The organism is Kocuria salsicia (assembly GCF_007681555.1).
Taxonomy (GTDB): Bacteria; Actinomycetota; Actinomycetes; order Actinomycetales; family Micrococcaceae; genus Kocuria; species Kocuria salsicia.
In genome coordinates this window covers 1-16,914 of the sequence record NZ_VELE01000009.1, presented here as the reverse complement: position 1 = coordinate 16,914, position 16,914 = coordinate 1, and the positions used below count along the sequence as shown (strand labels likewise).

Sequence of the window (16,914 nt, the reverse complement as noted above, 5' to 3'; positions counted from 1 at the left end):
TGCCACCGCCCCGCCAGGCGGTTTACAGGTGGAGGGGAGGGGCTGCCGTGCTGCCCCCTCATGAACCGACGTCGAGCCCCCTCGGGACGACCGCAGCCGAGCCCTCTTCTCCCGTTCCCGCCCGCGTACCAGGCGTGCCGCTCGACGCCGTGGCCCGCGCCGCCACGAGGGGCATCCAGATCTACCCCTCCGTGGCCTCCGCGCAGTTCAGCATCACGGGCAGCCCTCTGGCTCCCGAGCTCACGGTCACGCTGGTCTTCACTCCCGCCCTGAAGAACCAGCGGATCAAGGACGAGATCCGCTACGAACTCATCCCGGGGCTGGAAGTCATCATCGGCGCCCCGTTCGCCCGGGTGACGCTGGACTACACGGATGCAGCACCCGCCTTCACCCCGGCACCCGAGACCGCCGCCTGACGGGGCGGCGGGAGCCGCCCTTCGACCCTTCTCTCGCGGTCACCGCACATGGTGCGATTCCTGCAGCTGATAGACGGGCGTGTCCATCCCCAGCTCCCGGGCCTTGAGCTGCAGCGCGAGGTACTTCGAGTAGTGGCGGGACTGGTGCAGATTGCCGCCGTGAATCCACAACTGCGGCACCGCTGTGGGCTTCCACATGTTGCGCAGCTCCCCTTCCCAGGGACCGGGGTCGCGGGTCGTGTCCGAGCCGTACCCCCAGCACTTGCCCACTGCGTCGGCAACCTCCGGCGAGACGAGATCCGCGAGCCACGCATTCATCGACCCGTACCCGGTCGCATAGACGAGCAGGTCCACGGGGACCAGCCGGTCGCCGTCGATGACCACCCCCTCCGGCACGACCTTGGTGACCTGACCGCGCTCCAGCTGGATCCGGCCGTCGATGATCAGCTGCGATGCTCCCACGTCGATGTAATACCCGGATCCCCGTCGCAGGTACTTCAAGAACAGGCCTGAACCGTCCTCGCCGAAGTCCAACTCGAAACCGGCATCGGTGAGCGCACGGTAGAAGTCCGCATCCCGCTCAGCCATCTGCTCGTACACGGGAATCTGCGCAGCCGGCAGCAGCCGGTACGGCCACGAGGCGAAGAGCATGTCGGCCTTCTCCGTGGTCACCCCGTTCTCCAGGGCCTCCTCCGAGTAAAGCGCGCCCAGCGCCAGCTCCCGCAGGGAGTCGCTGCGGGAGATGTGCGTGGAGGAACGCTGGATCATCGTGACCTCGGCGCCCTTCTCCCACAGGGTCGCCGCGATGTCGTGGGCCGAGTTGTTCGACCCGATGACCACAGCTCGCCTGCCCTCGAGATCTTCTTCCCCACCCGTGAACTCGGAGGAGTGACCCTGCCATCCGGCGAAGTCATCGGCACCTTCGAAACGGGGGGTGTTCGGGTAACCGGAGACACCCAGTGCGAAGACGAGCTGGGTGGGGTGCAGGACGACCTCCTCGCCACGGCGGTCCACCCGCACGGTCCACGTGCCCGTGCCCTGGTCGAACTGCGCGCCCAGGCACCGTGTGCCAGCCCAGTAGTCGAGTTCCATGATGTCCACGTAGTGCTCGAGCCAGTCCCCCATCTTGTCCTTCGACGGGAAGATCGGCCAGTCGTCGGGGAAGGGCAGGTAGGGCATGTGGTCGTACCAGACCGGGTCGTGCAGGTGCAGCGACTTGTAGCGTTTGCGCCACGAGTCACCCGCCCGCTCGTTCTTCTCGACGACAATCGTCGGCACGCCGAGACGTCGCAGCCGTGCGGCGAGCCCGATGCCACCCTGACCCCCGCCGATGATCAGCACGTACGGCTGCTCATCGAAACCGAGCCGGGCGTCCCGCTCCGCCCGGGACTCCTTCCACGTCTTGCGCCCCCGGGTGATCTCGTGGGTGACGCCGAGCTCACGGCGGGGGCCCTTCTTCTCCTCGTGCCCCGTCAGTTCCTGCAGGGTGGTCAGCAGTGTCCAGCAACGTCCGTCCACGAGCCTCAGGTGAGCCCAGCCACGCCCGGCGGCGGTCATGAAGTTGAGCCATGCCTCTGCGTTCTCGGCCGTGCCCGATGCGGGCTCGGCGAGCTGCCAATCGTGCGGATCGACCGTCGGCAGCTGGGCCTGGAGCATCGCCGCGATCTCATCGATGCCTTCGAGCGTCTTGAGGTTCCACGTGAATGCCACGAAGTCACGCCAGTAGCAGTCCTCGGCGAAGAGTTCCCGCAACGCGTCCTCGTCGGGCGCACGGAGTGCCCGGTCGAAGGCGGCGAGCCACGTCTCGACGGCGCTGCTGGCCGCCTGCGGGTCGTCACTCACTGCGGAGCTCTCGCCGGGATCGGTTGCACGGTCGTGGGTCTGAGTCATGTCACTCCCTGATGTGGCTAGGCTATGATTTGGGTCACACTAGCGCGCTTCACCCGCCGACAACACCGGGCAGGACGAAAGCCCTGGGTCGCCACGATCTCCAGCCATCCGGTCCGCCGACCGCGCGTCCGGATCTGCGAGTGGATGACGCCGCCGCCCGCACCGTGAAGCCCCATGGCACCGAGGCGCGCAGAGGCCCGGCCTCCCAGAACACGGGAGCCTCGACGTCGGCCCGGGCGGCCCCCACTGCACATCGGCACCGTTGCCCCCCCCGGTAACGGGGGGGCTTCATACCGAGCCCCTCCGGCTCCTCGGAAGGGAAGTGAGAAGCGGAACGGACAACGGTTGGCATCGTGCTGCGCATCATCGGGGCGCGCTCTTCCACTGCTCCAGCCGCCTCCTCATCGCGACGAACCCTTCGGCCCGGATCCCGCCCTGGTTCGGCGCACCTCCCTGCAATCCGCGGTCGCGCCAAAGACCCTCACGCCCGCCACCCAACAGCCCCCAAGGACCCCGCCCGCCCTGAGACCTGCCGGGCGCGCGGAGCGCGCCCGCGGCGTCGCCGTACCCTGGACGTCATGGACGACCCCGCCGACCCCCACCCGGACCGCCCGCAGGACATCCGTGTGACCCACACGCGCAGTACGATCCGCGAAGCGTGCCTGGAGCTGCTGGAGGCGCACGACGCCCGCAGCATCACCATCAGCCAGCTGTGCAAGCAGGCAGGGATCTCCCGCGGCACCTTCTACCAGCACCACTGCGGGCTCGACGACGTGTACGCGGACATCGTGCGCCAGGAACTCGCCCGCACCGCGAAGGATCTCGAGGAGTTCGAGGGCACGCCCGGCCACGACCCCCTGGAGCGCCTGGTGACGTTCGTGCACGCCCGCGGCACCGGCCCCGTGGTGATGATCAGCAACCAGCAGCTGGCCTCACGGGTGCGGCCCATCGTGGAGCAGTGGCTCACCGAACGGATCTCCCTGGCCTCCTACGGCACCGCGCTCGAGGACCTGGACACCGAGCGCCGGGCGCGCGCCTACTTCGTGGCCGGTGGGCTCGCCACCGTGCTCGGGCGGCAGGCGCGCGCGGCCACCGCCACGGCCAGCACGACCGCGATGACCGACCTGCTGCGCGCCTCGATGCGCACCGTCCTGCACCCGCACATGTCCACCACCACATTGCGACAATACCCCCCTAGGGTATAACTTCGAGGCATGAGCGCTTCCGAGACCCCGTCCCCCGGCTACACCCAGGACAAGACCGCGTACGCCCGCCGCCTCAAGCGCATCGAGGGCCAGGTGCGCGGCATCCAGCGCATGGTCGAGGAGGACGCGTACTGCATCGACGTCCTCACCCAGATCTCCGCCATCCAGTCCGCCCTGAAGTCCGTGAGTCTCGGGCTCATGGAGGAGCACCTGGGCCACTGCGTCAAGCACGCCGTGGAGCACGCACACGACACCGGGGACACCTCCGAGATGGACAGCAAGCTCGCGGAGGCCAACGCGGCCATCGCACGCCTGGTCAAGAGCTGAGCGCCCCAGACCACACGGGGCCGTCAGCCCCCCCCCCGAGAACCCTCGAGAACCAAGGAGAACACCATGACCACCACCGTGAACGTTTCCGGAATGACCTGCGGGCACTGCGTCTCGTCCGTGAAGGAAGAACTCGCCGAGGTCCCCGGCGTCACCGCCGTGGACGTGGACCTGAACTCCGGCGGGATCTCCCCCGTGACCATCGAGAGCACCGGGGACCTGGACCTGCAGGCTGTCACCGAGGCCGTGGCGGAAGCCGGGTACAGCGTTGTCTGACCCCGACACCTCCCGCACAGCCACCGTGGACCCCCAGGTCCACGGACCCCTTCGCGAGCTGGACCTGGAGATCACCGGCATGACCTGCGCGTCCTGCGTGGGCCGGATCGAGCGGAAGCTGCGCAAGATCGAGGGGGTGCAGCCCGCGGTCAACCTTGCGCTCGAGTCCGCCGCGGTCCAGGTGCCGGCGGATGTCAGCGACCAGCAGATCCTCGACACCGTCAAGCGCGCCGGCTACCAGGCCACCATCACTGGAGGCGGGCAGCCGACGACGTCGCGCGGGGAGAGCGCCGAGGCGACGTCCCCCGGCGCGGCGGGTTCCGACAACTCGGGTTCCGACGCCGCCGGTTCCAGGACCGCGCGACTCTCCGGTTCGTCGTCAGACTCCGGCGGGGCACCCGGTGTCCGCGCGGCAGGCGCGCGGGGCACGACGTCGTCGCCGTCCCCGGGCGCCGCACCGCGCCAGGACCCCGGCGACCGCGAGGCGAACGAGCACCGCGACCCCGCTCTCGAGACCACCCCCGCCCAGCGGCGGATGGCCGACCTGCGGAAGCGGTTCTGGGTGGCCGCCGCGTTCTCCGTGCCGGTGCTCGTGATGTCGATGGTCCCCGGCGCGCAGTTCCCGCACTGGGGCTGGGTGGCCGCGCTGCTCGCCCTGCCCGTGGTCACATGGGCGGCCTGGCCGTTCCACCGGGCCACCGCAGTGGGCGCACGCCACCTCTCCACCACCATGGACACCCTCGTGTCCCTGGGCGTGGCGGCGGCCTACCTGTTCTCGGTGTGGCACCTGGTGGTGGACCCCGGCATGACCGCCCATGCCCACCCGGGCACGCCCATGGACATGTCCAGCCACCAGCTGTACTTCGAATCCGCAGCACTCGTGACCACCTTCCTCCTACTCGGCCGCTGGCTCGAGGCACGCGCCAAGTCCCGTTCCGGCGAGGCGCTCAGGGCGCTGCTGGACCTCGGCGCGCAGCAGGCGACCGTGGTCGACCAGGACGGCACCGAGCGCACCGTCCCCGTGTCCGAGCTCGCCGTGGGTGACACCTTCTTGGTGCGCCCGGGGGAGAAGATCGCCACGGATGCCGTGGTGGTGGAGGGTGAGTCCGCCGTGGACGCCTCCATGCTGACCGGGGAATCCGTCCCGGTGGAGGTGGGCCCCGGGGACGAACTGACCGGCGCCACCGTCAACACCACCGGACGGCTCCTGGCCCGCGCCACCCACGTTGGTGCGGACACCGTCCTCGCCTCGATGGGCCGCACAGTGGCCCGCGCCCAGGCGACCAAGGCCCCCGTGGCCCGGCTTGCGGATCGCATCTCTTCCGTGTTCGTACCCGTAGTCATGGGGGTCGCCCTGCTGACCCTGGTGGTGTGGCTGGTCGTCACCGGAGACCTCAACCGCGCGTTCGTCGCGGCCGTCTCCGTACTGGTGATCGCCTGCCCGTGCGCCCTGGGCCTGGCGACCCCCACCGCCATGCTCACGGGCACCGGGCGCGGCGCCCAACTGGGCATCCTCATCACCTCCGCGGAAGTTCTCGAGGACACCCGCTCCGTGGACACCGTGGTGCTCGACAAGACCGGCACGGTGACCCACGGAAGCATGGCCGTGAGCGAGGTAGCCCCGCTGAACTCGTGGTCGAAGGACCAGGTCCTGGACTTCGCGGCGGCCGTGGAGCGCTACTCGGAGCACCCGATCGCCCAGGCCATCGCCGCGGCGACCCCGCACCGCTACGACGTCACCCGCTTCGAGTCCGCCCCCGGCGGCGGGGTGCGCGGATACGTCCCGGACGGCATGAACGCCCGGGCGGTCGTCGTCGGGCGGGAGTCGTGGCTCGCGAAGAACGGCGTGAAGCTCGACTCCGAGGAGGCCACGGCCCTGAGCCGCGCCCGACAGAACGGCGCCACCACCATCCTCGTGGCGGTCGACGGGCGGCTGGCCGGATTCGTGGACCTGCAGGACACGATCAAGGAGGAGGCGCCGGAGGCCATTGCCGAGCTGCGTCGTCTGGGTCTGCGCCCCATGCTGCTCACCGGTGACAACGCCGCGGTGGCACGCTCCGTTGCCGCCGCCGTGGGGATCGACCCGCAGGACGTGGTCGCGGACGTCACCCCGGACGGCAAGGTCGAGGCCGTGGAAAAGCTGCAGTCGCAGGGCCGCGTGGTGGCCATGGTGGGCGACGGCGTCAACGACGCCCCCGCGCTCACCCGCGCAGACCTGGGCATCGCCATGGGCTCCGGCACGGACGCCGCCATGCAGGCCGCGGACATCACCGTGGTGCGCAGCGAGCTGACCGCGATCCCCCTGGCCATCAGGCTGTCCCGCAGGACGCTGGCCACCATCAAGTCCAACCTGTTCTGGGCCTTCGCCTACAACACGGTGGCCATTCCGGTGGCTGCGCTGGGCCTGCTGAACCCGATGGTCGCGGGTGCGGCCATGGCCTTCAGCTCAGTGTTCGTGGTCCTCAACTCGTTGCGGCTGCGGGGCTTCGCCCGCTGAGCACGGGGCCCGGCACGACACCCCGGGCGACCCCAGTGGGACCACGGACGCCGAGGAAACCGGTGCACCCGATTGAACCCACCGGCACATGGGAGGGGCCCCGGAGAACCAGAACGGTTCTCCGGGGCCCTTCGTCACGGGACGCGACGGCGTCGTGGCGGCGTCGCCACGGCCGCGCACCAAAGATCTGTCAGCGGGCGCTCGAACCCGGTTCCTCGCCCGTGGTGTCGGGGCGCACGCGCTGGCCGAACTCAGGCTCGCCGGAGGTCTTCCCCTCGGCCGCCCCGTCGGTCGCCTCGGTGCGGACGCGCTCCGCCTCTCGCCGAGCCTGGCTCTCGGCGAAGATCCTGGCGGAGGAACGGTTCACCCCGGTGCCCTGTCCCAGCTCCTCGGCGTTGGGCTTCTCGAGCAGCATGAGGGTGGCGCACACGACCACGGAGGCGATGAACGCGATGCCCGCCGCGATCAGGCCGAGGCCCACGCGTGCGGCGTTGTCGGTGCCACCGGCGGCCACCGTGGAGACGACCACGAACGCCACGACCGCCAGGACCACGGAGATGACCAGGGGCCCCTTGATGTCGGTTTTGCGCCGGCCGTCGTGCTCACTGCGCTGGGCCACGTGATTCCTCCTGGCGATGCTCTGGGTGTGGTTCGGGGGTGGGTCACGCCCATCAACCCGACATGTCAGTCTACGCGGTCAGGCCACGCGCTCCGGGCCCCGGCCGGTGCCGTCCGCCGCCCGCGCATCGTGGCGCAGGCTCAGTGCGGCAACCAGCTGGCTCACGCCGAGGATGATAGCGGCGCCGCCCGCGACCCCGAGCTCCGCCTTGGTCCCCAGGTTCTCCACGAGCACCATGCCCATGGCCGCGAACACGGTCACGACGCCGCACAGGCTCCAGTCCCGCCCCAGGGGGAACTCGCGGCGGAAGCGCATGCCCAGGACGAGCTCTGTAATGCCGCACAGCCCCATGATCACGGCGCAGAGCAGGACGAGCAGCCAGTCGCTGTTGGCGACCACGGCGGTGAGCGCTCCGCCGAGCACGTAGAGCACGCCGTAGGACTGGGGGATGCTGCGGCTCGCCCCAAGGTCCACGTCCTCCCGGCGGTTCAGGCGCACCTGCAGGAAGATTGCGGAGATCCCGGTGCCCACCAGGAAGAACGCCATGAGCCACCGGCCGGTGGTCAGGGACGGCTGCTGCCAGAACACGGTCACCGCCGCGAAGACCAGCGCAACCACGGCGCGCAGCAGCACGGGCGCCCACAGGTCGTGGCGCACGTCCGCCGCGCTGGTGCCGGGGCGGCTCTGCCCACCGTGCGGGGCGGAAATCTGCTGGGGCACGCCGAAACTCCTGATCTGCCGTGGTTGTTCCGGCCAGTCTAACGAGGGCGCCCCGGGGAGTTGCCTAGGAGCCGCCCGCCTCCCTCAGGATCCGGCGCAGCACCGCGGTTCCGCGCGTGAGGTCCTCGTCCGATGCCGTGAGTCCCAGGACAAGCCCTTCCGCGGAGGACACCGCCGCCGCGCCCCCTCCCACGCCGTCCTCGCCGGGGCGCGCGGTCCAGTACTCCCGCAGCCCGCTCACCAGCACGCCGCGCTCCCGGGCGAGCGCGAGCACCCGGGACTCGTCCGCCACCTCCACCACCGCGTGGGCCCCGCCGGCCATGGGCGCCACGGCCACACCGGGGATCCCGGCGAGGGCGGCGGAGACGAGCGAGCGGCGTCGTCGGAAGGATCGGCGCATCCTGGCCGTGTGCCGCTGGAACTCGCCCGAGCCCATGAAACGGGCCAGCGCGTCCTGACCCACGAGCGAGACGGGCGAGCCCAGGTCTGCGCGGGCGGCGAGCAGCCCGGGCAGCAGCGGTGCGGGGGCCACCAGGTGCCCGAGTGCCACCGAGCCGCCCAGGACCTTGGAGAAGCTGCCCAGGGTGACCACGGTGTCCGCGGGGGTGTCCAGGGCCCCGAGCGCGGGCAGCGGCTGGCCGGTGTGGCGCAGCTCGGAGTCGTAGTCGTCCTCGACCACCACCGTGCCGTGCTCACGGGCCCAGCCGAGCAGCTCCACCCGGCGATCCACCGTCATGGTGCCGCCCAGGGGATACTGGTGCCCGGGTGTGACCACCAGGACGTCCGGGAGTGCGGCCACGTCCCACCTGCCGGCCCCGCCCCAACGACCGGCGGGCAGCACCGCAGGGTCCAGCCCGTGCTGGTCCACCCGCACGGGCAGCGCGGTGTGCCCGGTGGCCTCGACCACGCGGCGCAGGGCCGGGTAGCCGGGATTCTCCACCGCCACGCGCAGGGGACGACGGCGCGCGGTACCCAGCACGCGCAGCACCAGCTGCAGCCCGTCCCGCACTCCGGCGGTCACGAGGATCTCTTCGGGCGCGCGGACAATCCCCCGGTTCAGCCGCAGATGGTCGGACAGATGCCCCCGCAGGGATGTTTCCGCGCTGTCGCCCAAGGCCGTGGCTCCCGCGGCGTCCCGCCACGCACCGCGCCAGGCGGGGGTGTCCAGGGCAACCACGGGGCCTGCGCCCGGCCGGAGGTCGAGGTGGGAGCCGGACCGAGCGACCCGGTTCCGCGCCGAACCTGCCGCGCCCCGCCGTGCCGGCGTCCACCCCGCCGATGCCTTGGAAGGATCGCCGGGCGACGTCGTACCCGAACCCCCACGCCGCGCGGCGGCGTTGCGCTGCTCCCCCGGTGAGGTCGTGCGGAGGCTCGGAGCCGACCGCACGACCGGCGCGAGGGAGGGTGTGATCCGCGTGGCGCCGCGGTCGGCCACCAGATAGCCCTCGCCGTTCAGAACATCCCACGCGGCCGTGACAGTCCCGCGCGAGATGCCGAGCCGGGCTGCGAGCGCACGCGAGGACGGCAGGGGATCACCAGGGTGCAGCACGCCCCGGGCCACGAGCTCGCGGACCTGCCGGACGAGCTGCTCGCCCAGGGGCGCACCCGGGGTGCGGTCCAGCGTGAGCGGCAGGTCGATCTCGCGGGGATGGCGCACGGGCTCTCCTCGGGCTCGGTGGCGGACGCACCGCGCGTCCTTCAGAGTGGACCAGTCGATCTCTCAAATTCTGGTCCTACCATTGGACCACTTTCCGGGCCACGATGGTGGGCATGACTGAAGCCACCCAGACCTCCGCCCAGAACCCCACCCCTGTGACCGGCTCGCGCCTCGTGAAGCGCGGTCTCGCAGACATGCTCAAGGGCGGCGTGATCATGGACGTGGTCACCGCGGAGCAGGCACGGATCGCCGAGGACGCCGGTGCCGTGGCCGTCATGGCACTGGAACGTGTGCCCGCGGACATCCGCTCCCAGGGCGGTGTGGCCCGGATGAGCGATCCGGACCTCATCGAGTCCATCATCGACACCGTCTCCATCCCCGTGATGGCAAAGGCGCGGATCGGGCACTTCGTGGAGGCGCAGGTGCTGCAGCACCTCAAAGTGGACTACATCGACGAGTCCGAGGTGCTCTCTCCCGCGGACTACGCCAACCACATCGACAAGCACCGCTTCGACGTCCCGTTCGTGTGCGGCGCCACCAACCTGGGTGAGGCGTTGCGCCGGATCACCGAGGGCGCGGCCATGATCCGCTCCAAGGGCGAGGCCGGCACGGGCGACGTCTCCGAGGCCACCAAGCACATCCGCACCATCCGAGCGCAGATCGCGGAGTTGCAGGCGCTGTACACCGCTGCCCCGGACGCCCTGTACGTCAAGGCCAAGGAGCTGCAGGCGCCGTACGAGCTCGTGGCCGAGGTGGCCCGCGCCGGGTCCCTGCCGGTCGTGATGTTCACCGCCGGCGGCGTGGCCACCCCCGCGGACGCGGCGATGATGATGCAGCTCGGCGCGGACGGAGTGTTCGTGGGCTCGGGCATCTTCAAGTCCGGCAACCCCGCCGAGCGCGCCCGCGCCATCGTGGCCGCGACCGCCTACTACGACGATCCCGCCCGCATCGCGGAGGCCTCCCGAGGCCTGGGCGAGGCCATGGTCGGCATCAACGTGGCGGACCTGCCCGCACCGCACCGCCTCGCGGAGCGCGGTTGGTGAGCGGGTCCCCCTCGCAGCACCACCCGCACGACGACGCCGCCCTGCCGGGCCCGAGCGCCCACCCCACTGTGGGCGTGCTCGCCCTGCAGGGCGGCGTCGTGGAGCACGTGCGCGCGGTGGAGTCCCTGGGCGCCCACGCCGTGAAGGTGCGCTCCGCCGACGATCTCGTGGACCCGGACGGCGCCCCCCGCATCGACGCGCTGATCCTGCCCGGCGGGGAGTCCTCCACGGTGGACCGGCTGTGCCGTACGTTCGGACTGTTCGACTCCTTGCAACGGGTGGTCCGCGGAGGCCTGCCCACGCTCGGCACGTGCGCCGGGCTCATCATGCTCTCCTCCGAGATCGAGGATCCGGCCCCCGGCCAGCAGTCCCTCGGGGTGCTGGACGTGAGCGTGAACCGCAACGCGTTCGGTTCGCAGGTGGCCTCTGCGGAGGTGGAGCTGGCGTGGGAGGGCCCAGCGAGCGACGTCGTGGCGCCCGGTGACGTGGTGCGCGCGGCCTTCATCCGCGCCCCCGAAGTGACCCGTGCGGGCGACGGCGTGGAAGTTCTCGCGCGCCACCGGGGTGCGGTGGTGGCGGTGCGCCAGGGCAGCGTGCTGGGCATCAGCTTCCACCCGGAGCTCACGGGGGACACCACCCTGCACCGGATGCTGCTGGAGCAGGTGGCCGCCCGCCGGGGGTGAGCACGGTCGGGGTGAGCGCCCAGACGAACTCGGGCAGGGCGCAGGACGCCCCCCCCCGACCAGCACCGGGACGGGAAACCCCGGTGCGCCACATCACGACTTCCGGCGCAACAGACTCGCACCGGCGCGCCGATCCGTGTAGACCTGGCCTCTCTGACTACTCACGACGGAGGAACTCTTGGCCGGCTTCACCACACGCACCATCCACGCGCTGCACGACGTCGCCCTGGGTGCCGTGGTGCCCCCGATCCACACCGCCTCCACGTTCCTGCAGCCCACCGAGGGCGGCGAGGGTCCCTTCGAGTACCAGCGCGGGTCGAACCCCACGCGCACCGATGCCGAGACCACCCTGGCGGCGCTCGAGGGCGCCCGGCACTCCTTCGCGTTCGCCACCGGCATGGCTGCCACCGGGGCCGTGCTCGGCACCCTGCACGCCGGTGACTCGGTGATCATGGGCCTGCCCGTCTACGGCGGCAACTACCGGTGGGCCACCATTGAGCTGCCCAAGCGCGGGATCACCACGCACTTCCACGACGACCTCAACCGGCTCTCGGACGAGGACTTCGACGAGAGCACGCGCATCGTGTTCCTCGAGACGCCGTCCAACCCCACGCTGCGCGTGACCGACATCCGACGTGTCGTCGAGCTTGCCCACCGCCACGGCGCCATGGTGGTCGTGGACAACACGTTCCTCACCCCGTACCTGCAGCGCCCGCTGGAGCTGGGCGCGGACGTCACCGTGCAGTCCGCCACCAAGTACCTCGGCGGCCACGGGGACCTGCTGGGCGGCGTGGTCAGCACCAACGACGACGAGATGGCCCAGCAGCTGCACCTGGCACAGATGGTCTCGGGCGGGGTGCTCTCCCCCATCGACTCCTACCGACTGATCCAGTCCGTGAAGACCCTCGGCATCCGCCTGGACCGCCAGCAGGAGAACGCCCACCGGATCGTAGAGTTCCTGCGCGGCCGGGACGAGGTGGCGCGAGTCCTCGTCCCCGGATCCTTCGACGAGGAGGAGGCCCGGATCCAGGAGGCCCAGGCGGACGGGCTCGGGGGGCTGTTCTCCTTCGAGCTCCTCCCAGGCAAGGACGTCCGGGCGTTCCTCGGCCGCCTGGAGATCTTCGGCTTCGCAGTGAGCCTGGGCGGCATCGAGTCTCTGATCTGCCTCCCCGCATCCATGACCCATGGGGCATACTCACCTGAGGACCGCGAGCTGGCGCACCTGAGCGAGAACCTGCTGCGCGTGGCCGTGGGCATCGAGGACGTCGAGGACCTCATCGCGGACCTCGCCCAGGCCCTCGACGCGGCCTGAGAGGGGAACCCACCGTGGACTCACGTCGAGCATCCCGCCGGGCCGTGCTCAGCGGCACCGGCCTGGCGGGGCTGGTTGCCGTGCTGGCCGCCTGCTCACCGGGCGGCGGCTCCGAGGACTCGGGTGCCTCCGAGGACCTGCTGACCAGGATCCAGCGCACCGGTGAGGTGCGCATCGGCATGGAGGGCACGTTCCGCCCGTACGGCTACCACGACGACTCCGGCGCCCTGGTGGGCTATGAAAAGGAGATCGGGGACCTGATCGCCAAGGACCTCGGGGTGCGCGCCACCTACGTTGAGACCCAGTGGGACTCGCTGATCGCGGGGGTGGACGCGGGCCGCTACGACCTTGTCATGAACAACATCGCGCCCACGGCCGAGCGCAGGGAGAACTTCGACTTCTCCATCCCCTACGCGATCTCCCAGGGCCGCGCCGGGGTCGCCCAGGACTCCCCGCTGACGTCCGTTGACGAGATCTCCGGGCACACCTCCGCCCAGACCGAGACCTCCAACTTCGGCAAGAGCATGGCCGCCCTGGGGGCCCAGCTGGTGCCCACCACGGGGTTCGACGAGGCCATCATGCTCGTGACCTTCGGGCGCGTGGAGATGACCGCCAACGATTTCGTGACGTTCCAGGCGTTCTTCGAGCAGCGCCCTGACGCCAGGATCCGTCTCCTGGACGGCCAGGTGGGAGACGCCTCGGAGTCCGCGGTGCTCATGGCCCGCAACCAGCCACGGCTGCGAGCCGCCGTGGACAAGTCCCTGACCACCCACATGGACAACGGCGATCTGGCCAAGATCTTCGAGAAATACGTGTCCACCGACCTCACCCCGGAGTCATGACCGATTTCCTGAGCCTTTGGGCCGATTCCCTTCCGCAGCTGCTGCTGGCCACCGTCAAGGTGACCATCCCGCTGAGCATCATCGCCTTCGTCCTCGCCCTGGTGGTGGCGGTGCTCGCCACCGCCATGCGCCTGAGCGGCATCCGCCCCCTGCAGTGGATCTCCCGCTTCTACGTGTGGCTGTTCCGCGGCACCCCGATCCTGGTGCAGCTGTTCATCATCTTCTACGGGCTGCCCGCCGCCGGCATCACGCTCTCCGCGTGGACCTCCGCGATCCTCGCGTTCACCCTGAACACGGGGGCCTACGCGGCGGAGACCCTGCGGGCCTCCGTGCAGTCCATCCCCCGGGGCCAGCTCGAAGCCGCCCGGACGCTGAACTACACGGGCTGGCAGACGGTGCGCCACGTCGTCGCGCCCCAGGCCCTGCGGATCGCGCTGCCTCCCCTGGGCAACGACCTCATCGACCTGGTCAAGGGCACCTCCCTGGTCATGGTCATCACCCTGGCGGACGTGTTCCAGGTGGGCCGTCAGATCGCCGCGACCAACTTCCAGCCCCTCGCGCTCTACGCGGAGGTGGCTGTGATCTACCTGGCGATCTTCACTGTCCTCTCGCTGCTGCAGTCCCGCCTCGAACGGGTGTCCAACCGCTACATCAGGAGTTCCCATGCTTGAGCTGACAGACGTCTCCAAGAGCTTCGGGGACACCACCGTCCTGCGGGGGATCACTCTGGCGCTGCCCAACGGGGAGACCACCGTGATCCTCGGGCCGTCCGGCTCCGGGAAGTCCACCCTGCTGCGCACCATGAACCTGCTCGAGGTCCCCGAGTCCGGGCGCCTGGACATCAACGGGGACTCCGTGACCTTCGGGGCGCAGCTGACCCGCAGGCAGATCTCCGCGATCCGCCGCCGCTCCGCCATGGTCTTCCAGGGCTACAACCTCTTCCCGCACGAGACGGTGCTGGACAACGTGGCCATGCCCCCGGCACTGAACGGCAAGGCGGACCGCGTCACGGCCCGGGCTCGCGCAGTGGAGCTGCTGGAGTCCGTGGGAATGGGCCACCGGTTGGAGGAGTACCCGGACAACCTCTCCGGCGGGCAGCAGCAGCGCGTGGCGATCGCCAGGGCCCTGGCCGTGGAGCCGGACTACCTGCTCTTCGACGAGCCCACCTCCGCCCTGGACCCCGAGCTGGAGGCCGAGGTCATCAGGGTCATGGTGGACCTGGCCCGCGAGCGCCGTTCCCTGGTGGTGGTCACGCACAACATCGGCTTCGCCCGCCGGGTCGCGGACCGCATCGTCTTCCTCGCGGACGGCGGGATCGGCTTCGACGGCGCCCCGGAGGACTTCTTTGCCTCGGACAGTGAACGGATCCGGCGCTACCTCAACGTCTTCGACGCCGTGTGAGCCCGTGACGCCCGCCGTTGCGGCGGTGCCGGTGGCGGCGGGTGCCGACGACGACGCCCGGTGCGGGTGCTGCCCGTGGTACCGCTACGGCGTGATATCTCCACGGCACCCTGCCTCCACAGCGGGCGTCGAACTCGCGGTGCCGCGGACGGGACGCGTGCCAGACGGCCGTGAGCGCGGCGGCAGGCGCCCGTGTCGCCCAGGGAGACCAGCACGTGGGTGCCGGCCCCCAGGACCACGGCGGACAGCAGCGGTCCCGCCGGCAGCCGGGACGGCCGCAGGTGCTCGATCGGCTTCATGGTGCCCCGCTTTCCCCGGACCTCCCCTGTCCGCACAGGATCGGCGGCCATCCGCCTCCCTGTAGGTGCGGGGCCTCCGCCGGTGCGTGTGATGCGCACAGCTCCAGGAGCCCGGTGAACAGGAACTCTTGGTGACCGGGTGGTCCTCGTGGGGGGGGAGATCTTCCTCGGCCACCGGGTCGTCGTGAACCGGGAAGTGTGAACCGCGCACCGGGCCGGATCCCACGCCCCCCCGAGGGGCCACCCCCGGAGAATCCTCCACCGCCGCCGAACGAGCATGAGGAACCGGAGGCATCGGACGGGCCCGAGCTGTTGCCGTACGCGGGGCCGCTGGAGCCGCCCTTCGGCGGGACTCCGCGGCAGGCCCCGCATCACCAAGGTCGGCACGTCCGCCACGACAAGGAGCAGCACCGCCCCGATCGGAGAATGAACCCCGACTTCGAGAAGGCGCGGTCGGAGGCGGCCTGCGAGGTCGCCCGGTCGTACACCGCGGTGAGGGTGTCCCGCAGCGCGGTCGTAGGAGGATCCGGCAGCCTCAGGACCCGAACGGGAGCATGGCGATCACGATGGCCGCCCTGGGTGACCAGGGGCACAGCGGGTCTCGTCATGACCCCCTGGCCACGACCTGATTTGCCATCGCGAAAACAGTTCAGGCCGCGGGGGTGCCGCTCAGAAGCTCCCGGACGCCCCGCCCCCGGTGAAGCCGCCGCCCCCGCCGAACGAGCTCGTGCCGCCGGAGCTGCCGGACGACGAGCTCGAGGCGTTGACCACGCCCCCGGAGTACAGGGATGGGGAAACCGCGTAGAGCGGCAGCCAGCTCTGGAAGGTGGGCGCGTAGTGCACCTCCCGCTCGATGCCGTCCTTGCCCGTGCGGCGCACGGGATCGTCGTTGAGGCCCGGCGCCTTGGGGTTCTGCAGGCGGTACTTCAGGTAGGCCCGGCGCATGCTCGCGCTGATCCCCTCGCCCGGATGCTCCCGCTCGTACTGCTCAATCTCCCGCTTCGCCTGATCCATGATCTGCCTGGTGCTCCGGCGGCAGCGCCAGACGATCACCAGGACCCCGAGCACGACCACGACCACGACCACGCCGACGATCGACAAAATGACCGTGGCCACCGTGCGCCCCTTCGCCGCCCGGTCCGCCGCGGCCTGCGGATCGGCCTCGTCGTAGACCTTGGTGACCGTCTTTGTGAACGCGTCCGCGTAGTCCCCGTCCTTGAACCCGGGCTCGAGCTGGTTCTCCATGATGTTCTCGGCGTCCGAGTCCGAGAGCACCTCCCGGGCGCCGTCCCCGACCTCGATGCGCAGCTCGCGCTCCCCCATGTCCGCGACGATCAGCACGCCGTTGTTGCGCCCGTCGTCCCCCACGCCCCAGTCTGTGGCGACCTTGCGCGAGTAATCCTCGATGTTCTCGCCCTGGGTGTCGTTCACGGTGAGGACCGCCGCGCGGATGTATTCGTTTTCATCATTCTTCTCGCCGATCAACCGGTTGAGCTGCTCCTCCTGGCCGTCCGTCAGCAGGTCGGCCTGGTCCTGAACGGCGCCCACCTCGGGCCGCGGCGGGACGTCCAGGGCCTGGGCGGGGGCGACGGCGCCCGCCACGAGCACCGCGGCCAGGGCACCCCCCAGGGTGGCGCGCCTGAGCACCGCGGGATGGGTTTCGGGGCTGATCCCAATCGAGGGTGTAGTCGCGGTCTGGAAGTCGCCGGCTTTGAGTAGTGGCCTAG

Annotated in this window: 16 protein-coding genes; 11 read left to right on the top strand and 5 right to left on the bottom strand. The window is 70.6% G+C overall.

The annotated features are described in order from the left end of the window. Positions 1-134: 134 nt before the first annotated feature. Entirely contained in the window at positions 135-416 is a 282-nt protein-coding gene (locus tag FS770_RS11065; RefSeq protein ID WP_186366767.1) for a hypothetical protein, read from the top strand. A gap of 39 nt (positions 417-455) precedes the next feature. On the opposite strand, the gene FS770_RS11060 is transcribed toward FS770_RS11065, so the two are convergent. Further along, entirely contained in the window at positions 456-2,306 is a 1,851-nt protein-coding gene (locus FS770_RS11060) for an NAD(P)/FAD-dependent oxidoreductase (RefSeq protein ID WP_186366766.1), read from the bottom strand. A gap of 578 nt (positions 2,307-2,884) precedes the next feature. Here FS770_RS11060 and FS770_RS11055 point away from each other — a divergent pair. From FS770_RS11055 to FS770_RS11040, 4 genes are all read left to right on the top strand, one after another. Beyond that, on the top strand, positions 2,885-3,511 hold the full coding sequence (locus FS770_RS11055) for a TetR/AcrR family transcriptional regulator (protein WP_144941395.1): 627 nt from the start codon (positions 2,885-2,887) through the stop codon (positions 3,509-3,511). 9 nt (positions 3,512-3,520) lie between these two features. Beyond that, positions 3,521-3,838, top strand: coding sequence for a metal-sensitive transcriptional regulator (locus FS770_RS11050; protein ID WP_055085697.1), 318 nt, complete (start codon positions 3,521-3,523; stop codon positions 3,836-3,838). Between the two features lie 66 nt (positions 3,839-3,904). Then, a complete protein-coding gene (locus FS770_RS11045) occupies positions 3,905-4,114 on the top strand; it encodes a heavy-metal-associated domain-containing protein (protein WP_144941398.1) in 210 nt (69 codons plus the stop codon). Next, positions 4,107-6,611, top strand: a complete 2,505-nt coding sequence (locus tag FS770_RS11040) for a heavy metal translocating P-type ATPase (RefSeq protein ID WP_145011816.1) — start codon at positions 4,107-4,109, stop codon at positions 6,609-6,611. The genes FS770_RS11045 and FS770_RS11040 overlap by 8 nt, the downstream gene beginning before the upstream one ends. Positions 6,612-6,801: 190 nt before the next feature. Here the strand turns inward: FS770_RS11040 and FS770_RS11035 are convergent, their stop codons facing one another. The 3 genes from FS770_RS11035 to pdxR all read right to left on the bottom strand — a co-directional run bounded on the left by FS770_RS11035 (position 6,802) and on the right by pdxR (position 9,607). Continuing rightward, complete coding sequence (locus tag FS770_RS11035) at positions 6,802-7,230, bottom strand: hypothetical protein (protein WP_144941402.1); 429 nt, start codon at positions 7,228-7,230, stop codon at positions 6,802-6,804. Between the two features lie 78 nt (positions 7,231-7,308). Further along, positions 7,309-7,950: a DUF308 domain-containing protein gene (locus FS770_RS11030; RefSeq protein WP_244944891.1), complete on the bottom strand. Its 642-nt coding sequence runs from the start codon at positions 7,948-7,950 to the stop codon at positions 7,309-7,311. Positions 7,951-8,014: 64 nt separating this feature from the next. Next, positions 8,015-9,607 (bottom strand): MocR-like pyridoxine biosynthesis transcription factor PdxR, encoded by a 1,593-nt coding sequence (gene pdxR / locus FS770_RS11025; RefSeq protein WP_145011813.1) that lies wholly within the window; start codon positions 9,605-9,607, stop codon positions 8,015-8,017. 113 nt (positions 9,608-9,720) lie between these two features. Between pdxR and pdxS the strand changes: the two genes are divergently transcribed. From pdxS to FS770_RS10995, 6 genes are all read left to right on the top strand, one after another. Next, positions 9,721-10,650, top strand: coding sequence for a pyridoxal 5'-phosphate synthase lyase subunit PdxS (pdxS, locus tag FS770_RS11020; RefSeq protein WP_144941406.1), 930 nt, complete (start codon positions 9,721-9,723; stop codon positions 10,648-10,650). After that, a complete protein-coding gene (gene pdxT, locus FS770_RS11015; protein WP_186366765.1) occupies positions 10,647-11,333 on the top strand; it encodes a pyridoxal 5'-phosphate synthase glutaminase subunit PdxT in 687 nt (228 codons plus the stop codon). Before pdxS ends, pdxT begins: the two co-directional genes overlap by 4 nt. Before the next feature lie 178 nt (positions 11,334-11,511). Beyond that, positions 11,512-12,645 carry a trans-sulfuration enzyme family protein gene (locus FS770_RS11010; RefSeq protein ID WP_094393213.1) on the top strand — a complete coding sequence of 378 codons (1,134 nt, stop codon included), beginning with the start codon at positions 11,512-11,514 and terminating at the stop codon, positions 12,643-12,645. A 14-nt stretch (positions 12,646-12,659) separates the two neighbouring features. Continuing rightward, positions 12,660-13,487 carry an amino acid ABC transporter substrate-binding protein gene (locus FS770_RS11005; protein WP_167317907.1) on the top strand — a complete coding sequence of 276 codons (828 nt, stop codon included), beginning with the start codon at positions 12,660-12,662 and terminating at the stop codon, positions 13,485-13,487. Continuing rightward, a complete protein-coding gene (locus tag FS770_RS11000; RefSeq protein ID WP_012397183.1) occupies positions 13,484-14,158 on the top strand; it encodes an amino acid ABC transporter permease in 675 nt (224 codons plus the stop codon). The genes FS770_RS11005 and FS770_RS11000 overlap by 4 nt, the downstream gene beginning before the upstream one ends. Beyond that, on the top strand, positions 14,151-14,888 hold the full coding sequence (locus tag FS770_RS10995; RefSeq protein ID WP_144941408.1) for an amino acid ABC transporter ATP-binding protein: 738 nt from the start codon (positions 14,151-14,153) through the stop codon (positions 14,886-14,888). Before FS770_RS11000 ends, FS770_RS10995 begins: the two co-directional genes overlap by 8 nt. A 968-nt stretch (positions 14,889-15,856) precedes the next feature. On the opposite strand, the gene FS770_RS10990 is transcribed toward FS770_RS10995, so the two are convergent. Beyond that, the coding region (locus FS770_RS10990) for a TPM domain-containing protein (protein ID WP_342353664.1) at positions 15,857-16,914 on the bottom strand (1,058 nt) is incomplete at its 5' end.

What these genes read in the sequence shown, in the direction of transcription:
- FS770_RS11050 (WP_055085697.1), top strand. Translation starts at nt 3,521, where the DNA reads ATGAGCGCTTCCGAGACCCCGTCCCCCGGCTACACCCAGGACAAGACC.
- FS770_RS10995 (WP_144941408.1), top strand. Translation starts at nt 14,151, where the DNA reads ATGCTTGAGCTGACAGACGTCTCCAAGAGCTTCGGGGACACCACCGTC.
- FS770_RS11000 (WP_012397183.1), top strand. Translation starts at nt 13,484, where the DNA reads ATGACCGATTTCCTGAGCCTTTGGGCCGATTCCCTTCCGCAGCTGCTG.
- FS770_RS11060 (WP_186366766.1), bottom strand. Translation starts at nt 2,306, where the DNA reads ATGACTCAGACCCACGACCGTGCAACCGATCCCGGCGAGAGCTCCGCA.
- FS770_RS11045 (WP_144941398.1), top strand. Translation starts at nt 3,905, where the DNA reads ATGACCACCACCGTGAACGTTTCCGGAATGACCTGCGGGCACTGCGTC.
- FS770_RS11055 (WP_144941395.1), top strand. Translation starts at nt 2,885, where the DNA reads ATGGACGACCCCGCCGACCCCCACCCGGACCGCCCGCAGGACATCCGT.
- pdxS (WP_144941406.1), top strand. Translation starts at nt 9,721, where the DNA reads ATGACTGAAGCCACCCAGACCTCCGCCCAGAACCCCACCCCTGTGACC.